Here is a 20039-nt window from a genome sequence, read left to right on the forward strand (position 1 = left end):
CAGAACCTCCTGGGCAGCCGACCCGCGGAGCCGTCCCGGTCAGCCCTGGTCGCGGTCCTGGGGCCAGCCGAGCTGCAGTGCTTCGCCGGTCACGTCCAGCAGGCGCGGATCGTCCTTCGGCGTGTCCTTGCCGAGGTAGGCGGAATCGCCGATCACCACGAGCTCGCCCTGCTGCTGCGAACCGTAGGCCTTGTCGCTGAGATCGGGCAGGTCCCCGTTGGTTTCCATGCCCTCGTCGACCAGGTCCCTGATGTTGCCGGTCCCGTCCCGGGTGAGCAGTCGGTCCAGCCGAGCGGCCTGCTGCTCGTCCGCCATGAGCACCGTGACCACGCTCGTCACGACCCGGTCACCGTTGGCCAGCGTCGTGGTGTACAGCGCTCGCGTGCGGTGCACGCATTCGTGCTGCCCGAAGAACTCGGCGATGCGGTGCGTCGACACCTGGGCGCAGCCGGGCAACCAGCCCTCCTTCTGCAGCATGTCGAAGCGGTACTTCGTCCGCTCCGCGGACGGCGGCGTCCCGTCCTGCGCCTGCTCCTGCCCCGAGGAACCGCCCGGACCGAACGCCCACCAGGCGACGCCGGACAGCAGCGCCACACCGAGCAGCACCAGGCCACGCACCGCCCACGTCCACGCCGGCGAACGGCGGCCTGGACGCGCCGGTGCCCGCTGTGCCGCGCCGTGGTCCTGCGCGGCCGCGGGCGGCCCGGGGTGTGGATTGCCGCGGATCGCAGGCACGGGCTGGGCGACCGCCGTGCCGCCCGGCGGAGCTGGCTGCGCCGGAGCTGGCTGCGCCGGTGGTGAGGCCTGCGCCGGCGGGGCTCCAGGTATCGGTGGTGGGGCAGGTGCCGGCTGCGCGGCGGGCGGTGGCCCCTGTGCGCTCGGCGCAGCCGCAGCGGCCGCCGGCTGGTGCGCTCCGGGGTGGGGGGCGCCGGCTCGCTGCTCGTGCGAAGGCGCCGGGGCCACCGCGGGGAAGCGGTCGGTGTGCGGTTCCGCCTCGTCCGCTGCAGTGGCCCGGTTCGCCGCTGCCGCGGGCTGCGGCGCCGCAGCCGAGCCCGAACCGGTCGGCGGTGCGGAGACCTCCGTTGCGGACTCGGAGTCCTCGCTCTCCTCGGCCGGCACCGCCGTCGAGCCGGTGCCACCCTCCGGATCCGCGGTGATCCGGGAATTGTCCCGGCGCAACGGGGTCGTGTGCCGCTGCGCGCCCGGGTCCGGATCCGCTGGGGAGGCCTCGTCCGCTCCACGTGGTGTTTCCGACACGGCAAACAACAGTAGCCGGGGCGGGCAACCGCCCGAGCACGGTGTCAGCACAACCGCGCGGGCGGTGCGGCACAGTCACCGCGCGTCACCGACCGCCGCAGCACTGGACCACCGGCCACTGGCCCGCTGCTGGGTCACCGACGCAGCGCACGAGCGGCCAGGTCCACGTCCTCCTCGGTGTTGTACAGGTGGAACGCCAACCGCGCTCCACCCCGCCGCACCGCGGCCCGCACTCCGGCCCCCTCCAGCCGCTGCCCGGCATCCGACCGGGGCACGCTCACGATCGCCGCATCACCGGGCGGCATGTCCAACGCGGTGCGCAACCGATTCGCCAGCCCGATGCAGTGCTCCGCGATCGCGGCGAGGTCCTGCTCGGCGAGCCAGCTCATCGCCGCGCTCGCCCCGACGTGCGCCAACCACACCGGGGAGAGGTCCAACCCGCGCGCTCCCGCGGCCAGCCGCAGCGGCAGCCCGTAGGCCGCCTCCCAGGGACTGTCCGCCGCGTACCAGTTGGCGCTGTGCGGCAGCAGCGCCGGCGCCTCCGGGTGCACGGCCAGCCACGCGGCCCCGCGAGGTGCGAGCAGCCACTTGTAGCCGGCACCGACGACCCAGTCGGCCCAGTCCAGTTCGAGCGGCATCCACCCGGCCGCCTGGGTCACGTCGAGCAGCACGCGGGTGCCGGAGCGGCGCGCGGCTCGCAGCCCCTCCAGGTCCGCCCGGCGCCCGTCGCTGGACTGCACCGCGCTGACCGCCACCAGGTCGTAGTCGGCGGCGTGCCCGGCGAGGTGTTCGAGCGGGACTTCGTCGACGCGCACGTCGCGTTCGCGCTGCGCGGCGAACGGGAAGCCGACGCTGGTGAAATCGCCTTCGGCCAGCAGCACGCGGCTGCCGTCCGGCAGACTCGCGGCGACCAGTCCCACCAGCTGCGAGACGGTGGCGCCGATCGCCACGTGCTCCGGGCGGGCGCCGACGAGCGCGGCGAAGGCCGCTCGCGCGGTGGCGACGGCGTTGTCGAAGTCCCCGGCGTCGTCCCGCCCGCTGCCCCAGCGGGCGACCGCCTCGCTCACCGCTCGCACGGTCTTCACGGGTGGGATGCCGATGCTGGCCGTGTTCACGTATCCCGCGGGGACGTCGAACATCGCCCCGAACGCTTCGCGCATGGCGACGATCGTGCCGGAACCGAGGTGCTCCTCGCCATGCCTCGTCCCGGGACCTGGTCGTGCACGGCGATTGTCCGGGCGGAGCGCCGGGACCGGACGCCGTGCGCTCGAACGCCTACGGTGAGGGGCATGCACACCGATGTCATCGAGATCCGGACCGGCGGCCAGGAAGCCGTCCGCGACCTGAACCACGAGTGCCAGGAGTTCCTGCGGTCGGCACCGGCGCAGGACGGGCTGCTGCACGTGTGGGTGCCGCACGCGACGGCGGGGCTCGCGGTCATCGAAACCGGCGCGGGCAGCGAGGAGGACCTGCTGCGCGCGCTGCAGGACGTGCTGCCGAAGGACGGGCGCTGGCAGCACCGCCACGGATCACCCGGGCACGGACGGGACCACGTGCTGCCCGCGTTCGTGCCGCCGTACGCCTCGGTGCCCGTGGTGGGCGGCCGCATGGCGCTGGGCACGTGGCAGTCCGTGTGCCTCGTCGACACCAATGTGGACAACGCCGCGCGGAACGTGCGGCTGAGCTTCCTGGCCGGCTGAGCCGGTGTCCACACCGGACGCGCAGCGAGTCCTTGGTAGGCGGTTTCCGCGGGCACCGCGTTTTGGCAGTATGGTTCGTGTGAGCAAGCGACGACTCCTGCTGTGGGACGTGGATCTGACGCTGGTCGACTTCCAGGGCTTCGGTACCCGCTGGTACACGCGCGCGCTGTCCGAAGTGGCCGGACTGCGACTGGCGCACATGCCCGAGACCGCCGGTCGCACCGAACGCGCCATCACTGCGGACGTGCTCCGGCGGCACGACGTCGCGGTCACCGCGGAGACGATCGAGGCGATGTTCACCGCGCTGACGCGGGCCGTGCTGGACACGGAGGTGGAGCTCGGCCGCGGCGGGAGCGCCCTGCCCGGGGCGGCCGCACTGCTGGCCCGGCTCGCCGCCGACGGGTTCACGCAGAGCGTCGTGACCGGCAACCTGCCCGTGGTGGCCGGGAAGAAGCTCGGCGCGTTCGACCTCGACCGCCACGTGGATCTCGACATCGGCGGTTTCGGCAGCGAGACCGAACACCGGCAGGAGCTCGTCGCCGGGGCGGTGGCCAAGGCCGAGCGCAAGCACGGGGCGGATTACGAGGAGGTCTTCGTCGCCGGCGACACACCGCGCGACGTCGCCGGCGCGCTGGCCTGCGGGGCCCGCGCGGTCGGCGTGGCCACGGGCAGCAGCGGGGCGGACGACCTGCGGGCCGCGGGCGCCGACATCGTCCTGGAGGACCTGAGGTCGGCCGAACCGCTCCTGCACGCCCTGTCCAGCTGACTGCCCTCTCCAGTTGACCGGCCCTGTCCAGCTGACCGCCCGACCAGCCTGTCCTGCCCGGCGGAGCGTCCTCTCCGGTGAACTCAGCCTGACCAGTCCCTTCTCCCGGCGGACCACCCGCCCTCTCCGGCTTGCGGGGTCGGTCGCGGCCATGCACCACCACCGCAGCGCTCCACGCGCACGTGGACTCCGCCTGACTACCCGCATCGCGGAGCATGCTCCGGCTGTTGCCTCGCGCACCTCAACCGAACGGGGTTTACGCGTTTCGCGCGAAAACGTACAAACCGCAGCGCACGGACCCGCTCGGGCGCAGCGTCACCAGGTTCGGCGTCACCATGATCGGCGTCGCCGGGGTCGGAACAGCTTCCCCGGGCGGGCACCCTCCGGAGCCGCGAGACCCGGGCCCGGATCAGCGGGCGAGGCCGGCGATGTGCTGGGCGGCCTGCTCCAGGGAGACCTCGGCGCGCTCCCCGCTGCGGCGGTCGCGCACTTCGACGACCCCGTTGGCCACGCCCTTGCCGACGACGACGATCGTGGGCACGCCGACGAGCTCGGCGTCGGCGAACTTGACGCCCGGGGAGGCGGCCCGGTCGTCGAGGATCACCCGCACGCCCGCCTCGTCGAGTTCCGCGGCGAGCCGCTCACCCGCCGACCACACGCCGTCGTCCTTGCCCGCGATGACCACGTGGGCGTCGGCGGGGGCGACGGCACGCGGCCAGACGAGCCCCTGCTCGTCGTGCGACTGCTCGACGATGGCCGCGACGAGTCGCGAGATCCCGACGCCGTAGGAACCCATCGTGATCCGCTTCTGCTTGCCGTCCTGGCCGAGCGCGTCGAGCTGCACCGCGTCGGCGTACTTGCGGCCCAGCTGGAAGATGTGGCCGACCTCGATGCCGCGCGCGGAACGCAGCACGCCCTTCCCGTCCGGGGACGGGTCGCCTTCGCGGACGTCGGCGGCTTCGACGGTGCCGTCCGGGGTGAAGTCGCGCCCGCAGACGAGGTCGACGACGTGGTGGTCGAGCTTGTCCGCACCGGTGGCCCACGCGGTACCGGTGACCACGCGCGGGTCCACGAGGTAGCGAACGCCGTTGTCCTGCAGGGATTTCGGGCCGATGTAGCCCTTCACCAGGAACGGGCTGGCGGCGAAGTCGTCCTCTTCGAGCAGGGCGACCTCGGCCGGTTCGAGCGCGGCTTCGAGCCGCTTCATGTCGACGTCGCGGTCACCGGGCACGCCGACGGCGAGCAGCTGCCACTGCTCGGCACCGGGCTGGCGCGTTTTGACGAGCACGTTCTTCAGCGCGTCCGCGGCGGTGAACACGCGGTCGGTGTGCTCGTTGAGGTAGTCGACGAGCGTTTCGATCGTGGGCGTGTCCGGCGTGTGGTGGACCTCCGCCGCCGGCCGGCCCTCGAAGGGCAGCGGATCCGGGGCGATCGTGCTGAGGGCTTCCACGTTGGCGGCGTAGTCCGACTCGCTGCTGCGGACGAACGTGTCCTCGCCGGTTTCGGTCTCGGCGAGGAACTCCTCCGACGCCGAACCGCCCATGGCTCCGGACATGGCCTTGACGATCACGTAGTGCAGGCCCACCCGGTCGAAGATGCGGATGTAGGCGTCGCGGTGCAGCTGGTACGACTCGGCGAGGCCCTCGTCGTCGAGGTCGAACGAGTACGAGTCCTTCATGACGAACTCGCGCCCGCGCAGGATGCCGGCCCGCGGCCGCTCCTCGTCGCGGTACTTCGTCTGCACCTGGTACAGCACCGCCGGGTAGTCCTTGTAGGAGCTGTACTCGCCCTTGACGGTGAGCGCGAAGAGCTCCTCGTGCGTCGGGCCGAGCAGGTAGTCACCGCCCTTGCGGTCCTTGAGCCGGAACAGCGCGGGGCCGTACTCGGTCCAGCGGTTGCTGGCCTCGTAGGGCTCCTTCGGCAGCAGCGCGGGGAAGTGGATCTCCTGGCCGCCGATGGCGTCCATCTCCTCGCGCACGATCTGCTCGACGTTGCGCAGCACCCGCAGGCCCAGCGGCAGCCACGAGTAGATGCCCGGCGCCACCCGTCGGACGTAGCCGCCGCGCACGAGCAGCTTGTGGCTCGGCACCTCGGCGTCGGCCGGATCCTCGCGCAGGGTGCGCAGGAACAACGTCGACATCCTCGTGATCACGGCTGCTCGCTCCTCGACGGGGCCGGTTTCGACACGTGCAGCGTAGCGGCCCTGCTCCCGGACGCGCGCAAAGCCCCCGATGGCGGCTTGTCGCGGGCCGCGCGGAGCGGTACTCCGGGGAGGAGACCCACGGAGGTGCCGCATGCCCGTCGACGAAAGCGTTCGCAGCACCGCCCGCGAGCTCGGCCTGCGCGCGCAGCTGGTGGCCTACGGCGCGGCCGGGTGGGCGCAGGCCCGGCTCGGCGAACCGGTGGCGCGCCTGCTGCACCGGCCGTGGCGGGACGACCCGTACCCGGTGTACCGCACGCTGCGGCGGCGCGGGCCGTTGGTGCGCAGCCGCCTGGGCATGTGGGTGGCGTCCACGCACGGGATGTGCGACGCGGTGCTGCGCGACGGCCGTTTCGGCGTGCGCACCGCGGAGGGGGCCCCGTCCCAGCCGTTCGCCGAGGAGCTGGGCCAGGACCTGTCGCTGCTGGAACTCGACCCGCCCGACCACACGCGGCTGCGCCGGCTGGCCGCGCCCGCCTTCCGGCCGCGCCGGCTCGAGAACTACCGGGAACGCATCACCCGCGTTGCCGAGGACCTGGTGGATGCGGCCCGTCGGCGGGGCGAGTTCGACCTGATCCGGGATTTCGCCGCACCGCTGCCCATCGCGATGATCCAGGAGCTGCTGGGGCTGCCGCCGTTGGACGCCGAGCGGCTGGCCCGGCACGGACGCGTGCTCGGCGGTGCGCTGGACGGTGTGCGGTCGGTGCGCCAGTTGCGACGGTTGCGGGAGTCGACCGCCGCGCTGGCGCAGCTGTTCGACGCGTTGATCGCGCAGCGCCGCGCCGAGCCCACCGAGGACGTGCTCGGCGACCTGGTGCGCGCCACCGACGAGCAGCGGCTCACCGGTGCGGAACTGGTGGGGCTGTGCAACCTGCTGCTCGTGGCGGGTTTCGAGACCACGGTGAACCTGATCGGCAACGGCACGGCCGCGCTGCTGGAGCACCCGGAGCAGTGGGAGCGGCTGTGCGCGGAGCCGCAGTGCGCGCCCGCCGCGGTGGAGGAGACGCTGCGCTGGGACGCTCCGGTGCAGGCGACGGTTCGGATGGCGCACGAGCCGGTCGAACTGGGCGGATGTGCGCTGCCGACGAACGCCATGGTGCTCGTGCTGCTCGGTTCTGCCGGCCGCGACCCGCGGCAGCACGCCGAGGCGGAGCGCTTCGACATCGCCCGCCGCGACCGCGGGGAACACCTGGCCTTCGCCGGTGGCCGGCACTACTGCCTGGGAGCTCCGCTGGCCCGGTTGGAGGGCGAGATCGCGTTGCGGACCCTGGCGACGCGGCTGCCGGACCTGCGGCGGGCGGGACCGGTGCGCCACCGCGCGAGCTCGATCATCCACGGCCTGTCCGCGCTGCCGGTACGCGTCGGGGGTGCCAGCCGGTCCACCACCGCCGTGCGGACGTGACGGCCGGGCACGCCCGCCGGACCGGCCGGTGCGCGCGGGCGCCTACCCTGGTGCCGTGCTCATCGTGCTGCCTCCCTCGGAGACGAAGACGACCGGCGGCGAGGGCGCTGCCCTGGAGTTGGAAGCCCTCTCGTTTCCGGAACTGAACGACACGCGCCGCGCGCTGGCCACCGAACTGTCCACATTGGCCGAGGACGTTCCGGCGAGCCTGTCCGCGCTCGGCATCTCCGAGCGCCAGGTGGACCAGGTGCGGTTGAACGCGGAGCTGTGGAAGGCCCCGACGACGCCCGCGCTGGAGCGCTACACCGGCGTGCTCTACGACGCGCTCGACGTGCGCTCGCTGCAGGAGGCCGAACGCGGCCGGGCCGATCGGCGCTTGGCCGTGGCCTCGGCGCTGTTCGGCTTGGTGCGCGGCACCGACGAGATCCCGCCGTACCGGATGTCGGCCGATGCGAAACTGCCCGGGACGGGAGCGTTGCGCCGGGTGTGGCGGCCCGTGCTGGAACCGGTGCTGGACGGGATGGACGAGCTCGTCGTCGACCTGCGCTCGGGCGCCTACGCCGGGCTGGCGCGCGTTCCCGCCGCGGTGGGCGCGCGCGTGCTCTCGCAGGGCTCCAGCGGCGAGCGCAAGGTGGTCAGCCACCACAACAAGTCCTACAAGGGCCGCCTGGCGCGCAGCCTCGCCACGACCGGAACTGATCCCACCACAGTGGACGACCTGCTGGACGTCGCGCGCTCCGACGGGTTCGAGGTGGAGCGCGAAGGCGAGCAGGGCTTCGCGATCATCGTGCGGTGACGGGAACTCCGGCCTGGCCCGCTCGACGTCGGCTCGTCACCCCGCAGGCTCCCACCACTTCGGACGGAGCTCGCGCTTGCGGCCGGTTCTCACTTGAGACCGGCCACCGGACCGATGACGACGATCGCCGGCGGCGCCACGTCCGCCTGCTCGGCGTCCTCGGCCACCTCGCCGAGCGTGCTGCGCACCGTCCGGTGCCCCGGCATGGTGCCTTCCTGGATGACCGCCACCGGGGTGTCGGCCGGACGGCCGTGGCGCAGCAGCACGCCGGCGAACGCGTCGAGCCGACGCACCGCCATCATCAGCACGAGCGTTCCGCGCAGTCGCGCCAGCGCGGGCCAGTCCACGAGCGACTTCTCGTCGTCCGGCGGCGCATGGCCGGAGACGACGACCACCTCGTGCGCCACGCCGCGGTGCGTCACCGGCACGTCCGAGACAGCGGGAGCGGAGAACGCGCTGGTGATGCCGGGGACCACCGTCACCGGCACGCCCGCCTCGGTGCAGGCCAGCAGCTCCTCGAAACCGCGACCGAACACGTAGGGGTCACCGCCCTTGAGGCGCACCACGAACTTCCCGGCGCGGGAGCTGTCGATGAGCGTGCGGTTGATGACCTCCTGGTTCGCCGCCCGTCCGTACGGGATCTTGGAGGCGTCCATCACTTCCACGTGCGAACCGAGCTCGTCGAGCAGCTCGCGCGGGGCGAGGTGGTCGGTGAGCACCATGTCGGCCTTGGCCAGCAGTCGCCGCCCGCGCACCGTGATGAGGTCGGGCGCGCCCGGCCCGCCGCCGACGAGTGCGACACCGGGGGACGGTGGTTCCGCGTGCTCGTCGACCACCCCGGACTGCATCGCTTCCACGAGACCGTCGCGCACCGCCACCGACCGCCGGGGCTCGCCGCCGGCGAGCACGCCGAGCAGCAGTCCGTCGTGCTCGCCGACGGCGGGCGTGACGGCATTGCCCGCCGCGGCATCATCGGCGCGCACGCAGAACACCCGGTTGCGCTCGGCTTCGGCGCCGACGGCGGCGTTGACACCGTCGTCGGAAGCGGCCGCCACGACGTACCACGCCTCGGCGAGGTCGCCCTCGGCGAAGAGGCGGCGCGTCCAGCGCACCTCTCCCCGATCGGCCATGGACTCCACGGCTGGGGTGGCTTCCGGTGCGATCACCTCGATCTCGGCGCCGGCGCCGATGAGCCGCGGCAGGCGCCGCTGCGCCACGGTGCCCGCGCCGATCACGACGACGCGTCGCCCGCGCAGGTCCAGCCCCGCGAGGTAGTGGTGCTCGGTCGGTGTGTCAGTGCGCGTGCCCATGTCCGTGTCCGTGGCCATGCCCCTGTCCGGGCGGTTCGTCGTCCGGTCGGGTCGTCCGGGTGGTGCGGTGTCTGCCGGCTGGCCCGGCTCGCCCTCGAACCCGGGCAGCAGCGCGGTACTCGCAGGTATCGCGGTTCATCCGGAGGTCGCCGAGGACGGCCGACGATGCCAGCGGGGCAACGATGTTCCCACGGTGGCGAAGCCGCCGGTTGACTGCAAGAGCCCTGAGACCTTGGCCACCTCGGCGTTCGCGTCCGGATCCGCGGCTGCGCGGCCGAGGAGCACCGCGACGGCCTCCGTCCACTCCGAACACGAGACCGCCGCTGCGATGATTCCTCCGCACTTGACCCCTGCACCCGAACCCCTGCATTGGCACCGGTTCCCGCAGCGGATGCGCCGACGGCACCGCCCCGTTCGGACGGCGTGCTCGCGGCGGGCGGGTCGTTCCGCCCAACGCGGGTTCCGCCTCGGCGGCGCCGGCGAAGTCCACCGCCACCCGATGACGAGCGCCGGAGCCCCGCCCGCGAACCGCGCGGGCTCGAAGCAGGGGGTTCGAGCACAGTGCCGGCGAGCCCGACTCTAACCCGGATGGGTGACACGTCGGGTTCCGTTGCGCCCGGGCAATCCGCATCCTGGAGTCACCGTGGTGGCGCTGTCCAGCACGGCCAGGGAGGCGACCATGAACGAGACGCACACGATCAACCTCGATCTCCAAGTCGTCGAGCAGGGCTCGAAGACGACGTGCGATGTCGGGTTCACCATGCCGAACGGCCAGATCGTGCACGGTCACGGCACGGCACGGCGGCATCCCGACGATCCTGAGGTCCCCCAGATCGGGGACGAAATCGCGACGGCCCGTGCGCTGTTCGAATTGGCGCACAAGCTGCTGGACACGGCGGCGGCCGACATCGGCCAGCAGCTGAACCGCCACGTGCGGCTGCCCGTCTGAACAGCACGGCGACGCGGCCGGGAGTCCTTTCTCCCGGCCGCGGTGCTGCGGACACGCCCGGCTCCGGCAAGCGGCCGGCATCGGCCGGGCAGCTCCCCGCGCCCGGTGCTCCGAGCGGCCCGACGAACAACCGGGAGCGCAGCGCGCCCGAGCACCTCGGCGAGAACCGCGGGCGGCGCAGTCGCTGGTGATCATGCACGGGGCATCAGGAACCGCTGGTCATCCACCGGTACCCGCGCGGCGTGACGAAGCGGTGGCCGAACATGGCCGACTGCGACGAGCCCGCGATCACGGTGGTGTGCACGTCCACCGGAGCCGGATCGAACTCGGCGATCGGCGCGTACCAGACGCTCTGCTCGGGCCGGTAGGCCTGCCGCACGGCGCCGACCGGCGTGCTGGCCGGACGAGACTCGGCGAGGATCTCCAGCGCACGCCTGAGCTGCCAGTCGCTTCCCACCGACCGCGAGTGGTAGAAGCACACCACGAAGTCACCTTCCGCTGCGGCGCGCACGCGCCGTTCGACGACCTCCCACGGCGTGTGCAGATCGGAGAGGCTGACGAGCACGTGGTCTTGACCGAGCGGCGCGCCGAGCAGCGCCGCAGCCGCCAGCGCCGCGGTCACCCCGGGGACGGCGACCACCTCGATGTCCGAAGCGGCTCTCTCCAGCGCGGGGCTGGCCGCGGCGTACACACCGGCGTCACCGGAACCGAGCAGCGCCACGGCGTTGCCGGACCGCGCCAGCGTCACCGCCTCCTCCGCCCCGGCTTCCTCCCCGCCGAGGGGAGCGCTGCGCAGGTCGGTACCCGGCCGCAGCAGGTGCCGCACCTGGTCGAGGTGCTGGTCCGATCCGACGACCGCGGAGGAGCGGCGCAGTTCCGCCTCCACGCGCGCGCTGCGCAGGTCTGGTGCGCTCGGGCCCAGTCCGAGGACGGCCAACCGACCCCGGGGTTGGATCCGGGCGGCGGCGACGGTGACGCCCGCACCCCTGATCTTGCCCGCGACGAGCCGCACCTCGCCGCCGCCGGCGAGCTCGGCGGCGCCGGTCAGTGCCGCGGCCTCGGACACGCTGGGCGTGCCGGTCTCGGCACGCACGGCCTCGCTCGGCCCGGGGACGGTGACCTCCGCGAGCTGCTGCGCCGGGTACGTCAGCAGCGGCAACTCGTCCCCGCCGTCGCTGGAGTGCCAGAAACCCAGGTCCTGCACCGCCTGCAGGATGTCGGCCTCCTCGGCTTTGAGGTCGACGCTGGCCGCGGCGCGGATCGCCCGCGGATCGAGGCCGTGCTCGGATTCCACCCGGGCGAGAGCTTGAACGACCGCGCTGCGGGAAACACCGCTGGCCGAGCCGACACCGACCACGAGCGTCCGCGGCACCAGCCGCAGGACGTTGGCCGCGTCGTCGAAGTCCGGGCGGTGCCGGTCCTCCACCAAGACCGTCCACTGTGGCTTCTCGATGTCGGTGCGAACGTTCGCCGGCAGCGCGGGCAGCGGGAAGCCGTGCGGATTGACGACCAACACGGCCTCGCCGTTGAGCACGGCGGTCCCGCAGCCGGGGAGATCGCCGTCGACCACGGCGTCCAGCGCCTCGACGACCTCGTCCAGCGGGGTGCTGCCGGCGGCATCGCCGGCCGTGGTCACCACCGGCGTCGCACCGAGCACATCGCCGACCTGCTCGGCCAGCGCGTTCGCCCCGCCGGCGGGCCCGCCGACGAGCGCGATGGCGCAGTGCCGCGCCTCGTCGACGCACACCACGCCCGGGTCGGTGTGCTTGTCCCGCAGCAGCGGAGCCACCAGGCGGATCGTGGCCCCGCTGGACAGGAAGAACACCGCACCGTCGAGGTGGTCCCACATCCGGCGCACCGCCGCGGGAACCGGACCGTCCGCGACGACCGCCTCCGGCCCCATCCGGGCGGCGAGTTCGGCCGCGGCGCGGCGTCCCGGCGCGGTGACCGCGAACAGGCCGATCACGACTGCTCCTCGTTCGTCGTGCGGGACCGGGCGCTTTCCGGCGAGGCAGGGCTGTCGTGCGCGCGTCCCGTCAGCAGCACGACGGGATCGGCCGCTCGCAACCGCGCCGATCCGTCCGGCAGGTCGGCGAGCCTGCTCGCCGAGACCTGGACGCCTTCGACGTCGTAGCCCGCGCTGCGCAGCGCATCGCGCGCCGGAGCGACCCGGTCCAGCGCCGCGAGCGCGACGACCACGCGGTTCGCGCCGACGTTCGCGCACGCGGTGACCACCTCGCTGCCACCGCCGCCGACGAACACCGCGTCCGGCCGGGGCAGCTGCCGCAGGGCCTGCGGCGCCTGGCCCTCCTCCACGCGGACGTCCACCCCGTGCCGGGCCGCGTTGGTGATCATCCGCACCGTCTGCGCCTCGTCCGACTCCACCGCGATGGCGGCCGCGCCCAGCCGCGCGCACTCCACGGCCACCGAGCCGCAGCCCGCGCCGACGTCCCAGACGAGAGCCCCCGGCCGCGGTGCCAGTTTCGCCAGCGCGACCGCGCGCACCTCGGATTCGGTGATCACGCCGTCGCGGTGGGAGAACTCGTCCTCCGGCAGACCCCACCCCGCCGGGGGCAGCGGGGCGCCGCCGGCGAACCAGCCCAGCTGCGGCACCGCGTCCTGATCGGCCAGGCACAGCACGATGTTCGGTTCCTGCCACGTGCGAGCAGCCGCCTCGGCCGGGTCGAGCGTGACCACGGTCTCGAACTCCCCGCCCAGGTCCTCGGCGACGGTCATGGTGCGCCGCCACCCGATCAGGCCGGAGCCGATCTGGGCCGGCCCCGCGCCGGGGGCGGTGAGCACTGCCACGGCCGGGCGGGCGCGGCAGACGTTGATCGCACGTGGCAGCTCCCGGCCGTGCGCGCTGACCACCGTCACGTCGTCCCACGGCCGTCCCGTGCGCGCCATCAGCCGCTGCACGCTCGAGGTCGCCGGCAGCACCGAGCAGTGCACGCCGCGTTCCTTCAACGCCCGCAGCGCGCCGAAGAACCCGGGGTCGCCCGCGGCGAGCACGACGGCGTCCTCCTCGGCGGCCAGGGCCGACAGGGCGTTGAGCGCGGGTTCGAGCGGGCCCAGTTCGAGGGTGCGGGCGTGGTCCGGGGCGTGCGCGCGCAAGTGTCGCCGCCCTCCGATCACGAGCTTCGCCGAGTCGACGAGCTCCGTTCCGCCGTGGGGAAGCTCCGCCCCGTCGACGCCGATCACTGTGACGGCCACGTCACCCACCTCGCCTCTGTCGCCGCTACCACGTACTCGCCGCTGAAATTCGGCTTCACCGCACGCCTCGGCCTCCGCCGGCGGCAGTGCTCGGTGAACCGCTCCAATACTGCAGCCCGCTGCCCGCGCAGCCGTTCCGCACACGCCGAGAGCGCGCCGGTGTGCTGCCGTCGCTACTGCTCATCCCGCTTCGCGCTGTTCGCCTCCGCGTTCGCAGCGGAGCGGTGCCTGCCGTTCTTGCCGCCGCTCGACTTGCCCGACCGGCTGTTCCTGCCCGACTTGCCCGAGGTGGACTTGCCCGAAGCGGTCTTGCCCGATGTGGACTTGCCGGAGGTGGTCTTGCCGGGGGTGGACTTGCCCGAACCGGCGGTCTGCGCGCTCGTCCCACCAGCCGCGTCCGCGGTGCCGGCCGGCGTGTTCGCGGACTCGGCGGCGTGCACCTGCTCCGGTCGTTCCTCCGGCGCCGTGTCCGCGGCCGTTCCGGTGACCGCGTCCTCCGCGGTTTCCACGTCCGCCGCGGTCCGCGCGTCGGCCGCAGTCTCCACATCGGCTGCGGTCTCCACGTCCGCCGCGGTCCGCGCGTCCGCTGCGCTCGCTGCGCCGGGGTCCGCCTCCTCGACGTCCACACCGAACAGTTCGGACTGCGCCTGATCCGTCCGGGTCGCACGGGCGCGGTTCTGGTTCCCCCGCGCAGCCGAGCGCGCCTCCTCCTGCCATTCGCGCACCGCCCACCAGGCGATGTCGGGATCCACCGCGCGCGACTCGGTGTTCGCGGTCGCCGGCGCTGTTTCGGTCACCGACGGGGCCTCGGTCACCGGTGCGGCCTCGGCCGGTGCGGTTTCCGCGGCAGCGGATTCCGGCCGATGAGGGGTCTTCGCGCCGGTGGGCTCGCCCGCGCCCTCGCGGGAGCGCTGCGTCCACCGAGACCGCAGCTCGCGCCGCGCTTTGCGGTCGGCTTGCCGAGAGGTGTGGAAATGACCCGCGTGGTACTGGTGCGAGCGCGTTGTGCCCGCGGTCAGGCCCTCGCCGACGAGGTACAGCGTGTGCCGCCAGAGCTTGTGCTCCTTGACCGTCGCCTCCAGCTCGCCGATGGTCGTGCGCAGCAGCAGCTCGTCCGGCCAGCTCACCTTGTGCGCGACGAGCACCGGCGTGTCGTCGGAGTAGCCGCCGGCGCGCAGTTCCTCGACGAGCTGCCCGGTCCGCGCGGCGGACAGGAACAGGGCCATCGTCGTGCCGTGCTTGGCGAACTCGCGGACCTTCTCGTTCTCCGGCATGGGCGTCTTGCCGCCTTCGAGCCGGGTCAGCACCAGCGACTGGGCAACTTCCGGCACGGTCAGTTCCCGCCCGACCGCGGCGGCCGCCGCGGAGAACGCGGCCACGCCGGGCACGATCTCCACGTCGACGTTCATCCGCGCGCAGGCGTCGTACTGCTCCTGCACCGCGCCCCAGAGGGAAGGATCACCGGAATGCAGCCGGGCGACCTTGAGCTTCTCCTGCTCGGCGCGCCGGTAGATCTCCAGGGCGTGCTCGTGCGTCATCCGCGAGGAGTCCACCAGTTCCGCATCGCTGCGCGCGTGGTCGCGCACGCACTCCGGCGTGACCAGGCTCGCCGCCCACACCACGACGTCGGCTTCGGCGATCCGGTTGGCTCCGCGCAACGTGATGAGGTCCGCCGCGCCCGGCCCGGCACCGATGAACGAGATCCGGCCACTCACTAATCAGCTCCTCCCGCCTCTGCAGGCAACGACCGTACCGCGCCGGCGCAGCGCGTCGCGCAACGCGGACGCGTCGGGCACCACCGCTTCGACACACTCCTGCTCATCCTCACCCGACAACGGGGACGGCCTCGACCTCGCGCAACGCGGCCACCGTCAGCGGGCAGGAGCGCCGAACGACCTCATCGCGCGCACCCCGCGACGAACCGGTCGACCATCCCCGGCGCCCCCGCGGGGTGCACGTGCAGGTACGAGGCGTGGACACCGCCCGTGACGTGGCCCTCGCTGCGGAGGTCTCCCCCACCGTCCCGCCACTGCCACGCGGGGGGATCACCACCCGCCGGTTGCAGGAGCGTGCGGTGGAACTCGTGCCCGTTCACCTCTTCTCCCCGCGCGGCGACGCTGGAGTCGCAGACGGCCACGGCGGAGCGGTAGCCCAGCGTGAGGCGCTCGGACATGCGCGCCCGCGCGGGCAGCACGCCGCACATCGGATGCCCGTCCAGTTCTTCGCCGAGGTAGAGCAGACCGCCGCACTCGGCGTGCACCGGACCGCCGGCACGCGCGAACCGCGCGACCTCCTCGCGCAGCGCGGCGTTCGCGGACAGTTCGGCACGGTGCTCCTCGGGGAAGCCCCCGGGCAGCACCAGACCCGCGGTGCCTTCCGGAAGTGCCTCGGCGTGCAGCGGATCCACCACGCGAACCCGCGCACCCGCCGCTTCGAGCAGTTCCAGGTGCTCCGGATAGCCGAAGGTGAAGGCCGGACCGCCCGCCACGGCGACCACGGGATCACCGGCGTGCGGGGACACCTCGTCCGCCGGGTACCAGCTGGGACCGTGCACCCCGGCGGCGGCGAGGGCGAGCGCGCGCACCGCCTCCAGGTCGATCGAACGGGCCACGAGCTCGCCCATCGCCTCGACCGCGCCGGCGGCCTCGTCCCCGCGTTCGACGGCGGTGACCAGACCCAGGTGCCGGGACGGCACGCGCAGCGCCTCCTCCCGCGGGATGGCGCCCAGCACCGGCACGTCCACGGCGCGCGCGGCATCGGTGAGCACCTGCTCGTGCCGCGCCGACCCCACGTGGTTGAGGATCACCCCGTCCAGCCGCACGCCCGCGCGGTAGGTGCGGAAGCCGTGCAGCAGCGCAGCGAGGCTGTGTCCCTGGCCGCGCGCATCGACGACCAGCACCACGGGGGCGTCGAGCGTCTCGGCGACCCGCGCGGTGCTGCCTTCCTGCGCCGCGGACCCGCCGGCCGGTGCGATGCGCCCGTCGAAGAGCCCCATCACGCCTTCGATGACGGACAGCTCGGCGTCCGCGGAGCCGTGGCGGAACAGCGGGGCGACGCGCTGCTCACCGACCAGGACGGGATCGAGGTTGCGGCCCGGCCGCCCGCAGGCCAACCGGTGGTAGCCGGGGTCGATGTAGTCGGGTCCGATCTTGAACGGCGCGACCTGCGTACCGCGCTGCCGCAGCGCAGCGAGAAGCCCGGTGGCCACCGTCGTCTTGCCGTGACCGGACGCGGGGGCGGCGATCACGACGCGTGCGTCGTTCACCACTCGATGCCCTTCTGCCCCTTCTGCCCGGCGTCCATCGGGTGCTTGACCTTGTCGGTGCGCATGACCAGATCGGCGGCGTCGAGGAGTTCCTGCGGCGCGTTGCGACCGGTGATCACGACGTGCTGGTACCCGGGACGCGTGCGCAGTGCCTCGACGACGCGCTGCACGTCCACCCAGCCCCAGTGCAGCGGGTAGGTGAACTCGTCGAGCACGTAGACGGTGTGCTGCTGCGCCTGCAGGCGCCGCTCGATCTCCTCCCAGCCTTCGAGCGCGGCGGCCGCGTGGTCCTCGCTGGTGGACTTCTTGCGCGCCCACGACCAGCCTTCGCCCATCTTGTGCCACTCGACGGGGCCGCCCTCACCCGTCTCCTCGTGCGTGCGCCCGAGCGCGCGGAAGGCGCTCTCCTCGCCGACGCGCCACTTCGCGGACTTCACGAACTGGAACACGCCGATCGACCAGCCTTGGTTCCAGCCGCGCAGCGCGAGGCCGAAGGCGGCCGTGGACTTCCCCTTCATTTCGCCCGTGTGCACCATGACCAGCGGGCGGTTGCGTCGTTGGCGCGTGGTGAGCCCGTCGTCGGGCACTGCTGTTGGTTGTCCCTGCGGCATAGTCAGACCCTAACCAACCTCCCCGTGCACGCCGATGCGTGCAGGAGGAGGCTCACTTCTTCCGAGGAACCGGGTGGCCGGAGCGCCCGTTCGCGCACCGCGGTCAGCCCGGTGGGATTGCAGCGGAACCAGTTGCCGCTCGCGCACTTCCGGAAGGCACCAGGTGGAGCGCGGTTCCGCGTGAAGAAGGCCCCCACGCTCAACCGGCCTGGGGGTCACCGGGAGCGCAGGGGCACTTCAGTGGGTCCACCCCTGGGGGTCAGGTGGACGATGATCACTGTAGCAACTGCGCGGCATTTCCCAAAATGCGATTAGTGTTCACGTCTTACGCGCTCATGCTGCGCGCCGAGCTGCCCCCGCCGGCTGCTGCGCCGCACGCACCACGCCGGCCACCGCGTCGGCCGACAGCTCCTCCAACCGCAACGCGGAAGCACCGAGCGCGGTGGCCACCTGACCGGCCAGTCCGAGCCGCACCACCCCTCGCTCGCAGTCCACGACCACACCGGCCACCCCCTGCTCGGCGAGCGCGCCGGCAGCGCGCACCGCATCGGCGTTCGCCTGCCGCGTCCGCTCCCGCGAACCGCTCGGAGCATTCGCCGCGTTCGCCGGGACCGTCGCCTTGCCGTCGGTGAGCAGCACCAGCAGCGGCCGGCGCTGCGGATCGCGCACCCGCTCGGTCTCCACGACCCTTCGGGTGCGCAACAGCCCGTCGGCCAGCGGTGTGCGACCGCCGGTGCGCAATTCGCGCATCCGCGCCGCCGCAACGTCCACTGAGGACGTCGGCGGCAGCACGACCTCGGCCGACTCCCCGCGGAAGGAGATCACACCGACCTTGTCCCGGCGCTGGTAAGCATCCCGCAGCAGCGACAGCACCGCACCGCTGACCGCGGACATCCGCTCCCGCGCGGCCATCGAACCGGACGCGTCCACGGCGAACAGGACGAGATTGCCCTCCCGCCCCTCGCGCACCGTGTGGCGCACGTCCTCGCCGCGCACGACCAGACCGGGGCCGTTGCACCCCCGTGCTCGCTGATGCGGAGCAGCGGCGACCACAGTGGACGGAAGGTGGATGCCGTGCCCCTCGTGGGCCGAGGCGCGCACTCCCCGCCCGGTGCGTGACCGGGCGCGGCTGCGCCTGCCGGGCGCTCCCTCGCCCATGCCGGGAACTTCCAGCAGCCGCGCGCGGAACTCGGAGCCGGGATCCGGCGCGCGGCGTTCCTTCGGCGCCGGCGAGGAACCGTCCGAGTCCTCGGGCCCCTCCCCCTCCGACTGCGAGGACGTCGAGGTCTGCTGTTCCTCCGGTGCAGGCGCACCGCCCCCGGGGCCGTCGTCCTCGGGCCCGCCATCATCGGGGCCGCCATCATCGGGGCCGCCATCATCAGGACCGCCGTCATCGGGACCGTCCGGTTCCGGCCCACTGCCACCCGGACCGCCCGGGTCGCCGCCGTCACCACCACCGCCGTCGTCGTCCGAACCGCCGTGCTGGTCGTCCTCGGGATCGTCCGCGTGCTGCGCGGCGTCGTCGAGGGCCTGCTGCAGCTGATCGTCGTCCACGCCCGGCTCGTCGAACGGATCGCGGCGCCGCCGGTGCGGCAGCACGAGTTTGGCCGCCGTCTCCACGTCGGCGGCGGCCACGGCGTCCGCTCCGCGCCACGCCGCGTGCGCCACCGCGGTACGCGCCAGCACGAGGTCAGCGCGCATGCCGTCCACTTCGAACGACGCGCACAACGCCGCGATGCGGCGCAGTTCCGCATCGGGCAGGGCGACCTTGGCGACCTGGTCGCGCGCCCGCGCGATGCGCTCGGCCAGCTCGGCCTCCTCCGCCGCCCATCGGGCGGCGAACGTCTCCGGGTCCTCCTCGAAGGCCAGGCGGCGACGCATCACCTCGGAGCGGGTCCCGACCTCGCGGTCGGCGCTGACCTCCACCGCCAACCCGAACCGGTCGAGCAGCTGCGGACGGAGCTCCCCCTCCTCCGGGTTCATCGTCCCGACCAGGACGAACGAGGCCGCGTGCGAGACGGACACGCTCTCCCGCTCGATGTGGGCGCGGCCCATGCCCGCCGCGTCCAGCAGGACGTCCACGAGGTGGTCGTGCAGCAGGTTGACCTCGTCCACGTAGAGCACGCCCCGGTGCGCCGCGGCCAGCAGGCCGGGCTGGTAGGCGCGCACGCCCTCGGACAGCGCCCGCTCCACGTCCAGCGACCCGAGCAGGCGGTCCTCGGTGGCACCGACGGGCAGCTCCACCAGACGCGCCGCGCGGTGCTCGGACTCGGCGGAGGTGTGCGGACCGTCCGGGCACTGCGCGTCGGGTTGCGCGGGTGAGCAGGCGAAGCGGCATTCGGGCAGCACGTCCAGCGTCGGCAGCAGCGAGGCCAGCGCCCGCACCACGGTCGACTTCGCCGTGCCCTTCTCCCCGCGCACCAGCACACCGCCGATGCGCGGGTGCACCGCGTTCAGCAGCAGCGCCAGCCGCAGGTCGTCGTGCCCGACGACGGCGGAAAACGGAAAGCGCGGGCTCGTGCGCGACGCCTGCGGCGAGGCGGTCATAGTTGAGGTCTTCCTTCCTCCGG

General features: G+C 73.3%; 14 protein-coding genes and 1 pseudogene. 5 read left to right on the plus strand and 10 right to left on the minus strand.

All coding sequences use genetic code 11. The features are described 5' to 3' along the window. Nucleotides 1-39 precede the first annotated feature (39 nt). Both ACVGV2_RS15690 and ACVGV2_RS15695 read right to left on the minus strand, forming a co-directional pair. A complete protein-coding gene (locus tag ACVGV2_RS15690) occupies nt 40-618 on the minus strand; it encodes a hypothetical protein (RefSeq protein ID WP_459163113.1) in 579 nt (192 codons plus the stop codon). Nucleotides 619-1391: 773 nt separating this feature from the next. After that, a complete protein-coding gene (locus tag ACVGV2_RS15695; protein ID WP_459163114.1) occupies nt 1392-2417 on the minus strand; it encodes an aminotransferase class V-fold PLP-dependent enzyme in 1026 nt (341 codons plus the stop codon). Between the two features lie 129 nt (nt 2418-2546). On the opposite strand from ACVGV2_RS15695, the gene ACVGV2_RS15700 reads away from it, so the two are divergent. Then, nucleotides 2547-2957, plus strand: a complete 411-nt coding sequence (locus tag ACVGV2_RS15700; protein WP_459163115.1) for a secondary thiamine-phosphate synthase enzyme YjbQ — start codon at nt 2547-2549, stop codon at nt 2955-2957. A 70-nt stretch (nt 2958-3027) separates the two neighbouring features. Then, nucleotides 3028-3723 (plus strand): HAD family hydrolase, encoded by a 696-nt coding sequence (locus tag ACVGV2_RS15705; RefSeq protein ID WP_459163116.1) that lies wholly within the window; start codon nt 3028-3030, stop codon nt 3721-3723. Between the two features lie 409 nt (nt 3724-4132). Here the strand turns inward: ACVGV2_RS15705 and ACVGV2_RS15710 are convergent, their stop codons facing one another. Next, nucleotides 4133-5875, minus strand: a complete 1743-nt coding sequence (locus tag ACVGV2_RS15710; protein WP_459163117.1) for a proline--tRNA ligase — start codon at nt 5873-5875, stop codon at nt 4133-4135. Nucleotides 5876-6017: 142 nt separating this feature from the next. Between ACVGV2_RS15710 and ACVGV2_RS15715 the strand changes: the two genes are divergently transcribed. Both ACVGV2_RS15715 and yaaA read left to right on the plus strand, forming a co-directional pair. Further along, nucleotides 6018-7325: a cytochrome P450 gene (locus ACVGV2_RS15715; protein WP_459163118.1), complete on the plus strand. Its 1308-nt coding sequence runs from the start codon at nt 6018-6020 to the stop codon at nt 7323-7325. A gap of 55 nt (nt 7326-7380) precedes the next feature. Then, a complete protein-coding gene (yaaA, locus tag ACVGV2_RS15720; protein WP_459163119.1) occupies nt 7381-8121 on the plus strand; it encodes a peroxide stress protein YaaA in 741 nt (246 codons plus the stop codon). A gap of 89 nt (nt 8122-8210) precedes the next feature. Here yaaA and cobA read toward each other — a convergent pair whose 3' ends face one another. Further along, a complete protein-coding gene (gene cobA / locus ACVGV2_RS15725; RefSeq protein ID WP_459163120.1) occupies nt 8211-9449 on the minus strand; it encodes a uroporphyrinogen-III C-methyltransferase in 1239 nt (412 codons plus the stop codon). 661 nt (nt 9450-10110) lie between these two features. Here cobA and ACVGV2_RS15730 point away from each other — a divergent pair. Further along, nucleotides 10111-10380 carry a DUF1876 domain-containing protein gene (locus ACVGV2_RS15730; protein ID WP_459163121.1) on the plus strand — a complete coding sequence of 90 codons (270 nt, stop codon included), beginning with the start codon at nt 10111-10113 and terminating at the stop codon, nt 10378-10380. A gap of 205 nt (nt 10381-10585) precedes the next feature. Here the strand turns inward: ACVGV2_RS15730 and ACVGV2_RS15735 are convergent, their stop codons facing one another. From ACVGV2_RS15735 to ACVGV2_RS15760, 6 genes and pseudogenes are all read right to left on the minus strand, one after another. Then, on the minus strand, nt 10586-12283 hold the full coding sequence (locus ACVGV2_RS15735; RefSeq protein ID WP_459166018.1) for a cobalamin biosynthesis protein: 1698 nt from the start codon (nt 12281-12283) through the stop codon (nt 10586-10588). A 59-nt stretch (nt 12284-12342) separates the two neighbouring features. Beyond that, on the minus strand, nt 12343-13593 hold the full coding sequence (gene cbiE / locus ACVGV2_RS15740; RefSeq protein ID WP_459163122.1) for a precorrin-6y C5,15-methyltransferase (decarboxylating) subunit CbiE: 1251 nt from the start codon (nt 13591-13593) through the stop codon (nt 12343-12345). Nucleotides 13594-14432: 839 nt separating this feature from the next. Next, nucleotides 14433-15308: pseudogene (gene cobM, locus ACVGV2_RS15745) on the minus strand (precorrin-4 C(11)-methyltransferase); the annotation flags it as partial. Nucleotides 15309-15490: 182 nt separating this feature from the next. Then, nucleotides 15491-16861, minus strand: coding sequence for a cobyrinate a,c-diamide synthase (locus tag ACVGV2_RS15750; protein ID WP_459163123.1), 1371 nt, complete (start codon nt 16859-16861; stop codon nt 15491-15493). Next, nucleotides 16855-17469 carry a cob(I)yrinic acid a,c-diamide adenosyltransferase gene (gene cobO / locus ACVGV2_RS15755; protein ID WP_459163124.1) on the minus strand — a complete coding sequence of 205 codons (615 nt, stop codon included), beginning with the start codon at nt 17467-17469 and terminating at the stop codon, nt 16855-16857. Before cobO ends, ACVGV2_RS15750 begins: the two co-directional genes overlap by 7 nt. Nucleotides 17470-17802: 333 nt before the next feature. Continuing rightward, nucleotides 17803-20016, minus strand: coding sequence for a magnesium chelatase subunit D family protein (locus ACVGV2_RS15760; RefSeq protein WP_459163125.1), 2214 nt, complete (start codon nt 20014-20016; stop codon nt 17803-17805). Nucleotides 20017-20039 lie beyond the last annotated feature (23 nt).

Source organism: Bounagaea algeriensis, from assembly GCF_054491375.1.

Excerpts from the sequence above, each read along its gene's own strand:
- ACVGV2_RS15695 (WP_459163114.1), bottom strand. The coding sequence starts at position 2,417 with ATGCGCGAAGCGTTCGGGGCGATGTTCGACGTCCCCGCGGGATACGTG.
- ACVGV2_RS15700 (WP_459163115.1), top strand. The coding sequence starts at position 2,547 with ATGCACACCGATGTCATCGAGATCCGGACCGGCGGCCAGGAAGCCGTC.
- ACVGV2_RS15705 (WP_459163116.1), top strand. The coding sequence starts at position 3,028 with ATGGTTCGTGTGAGCAAGCGACGACTCCTGCTGTGGGACGTGGATCTG.
- ACVGV2_RS15715 (WP_459163118.1), top strand. The coding sequence starts at position 6,018 with ATGCCCGTCGACGAAAGCGTTCGCAGCACCGCCCGCGAGCTCGGCCTG.
- cobA (WP_459163120.1), bottom strand. The coding sequence starts at position 9,449 with ATGGCCACGGACACGGACATGGGCACGCGCACTGACACACCGACCGAG.
- ACVGV2_RS15730 (WP_459163121.1), top strand. The coding sequence starts at position 10,111 with ATGAACGAGACGCACACGATCAACCTCGATCTCCAAGTCGTCGAGCAG.
- ACVGV2_RS15735 (WP_459166018.1), bottom strand. The coding sequence starts at position 12,283 with ATGGGGCCGGAGGCGGTCGTCGCGGACGGTCCGGTTCCCGCGGCGGTG.
- cobO (WP_459163124.1), bottom strand. The coding sequence starts at position 17,469 with ATGCCGCAGGGACAACCAACAGCAGTGCCCGACGACGGGCTCACCACG.
- ACVGV2_RS15760 (WP_459163125.1), bottom strand. The coding sequence starts at position 20,016 with ATGACCGCCTCGCCGCAGGCGTCGCGCACGAGCCCGCGCTTTCCGTTT.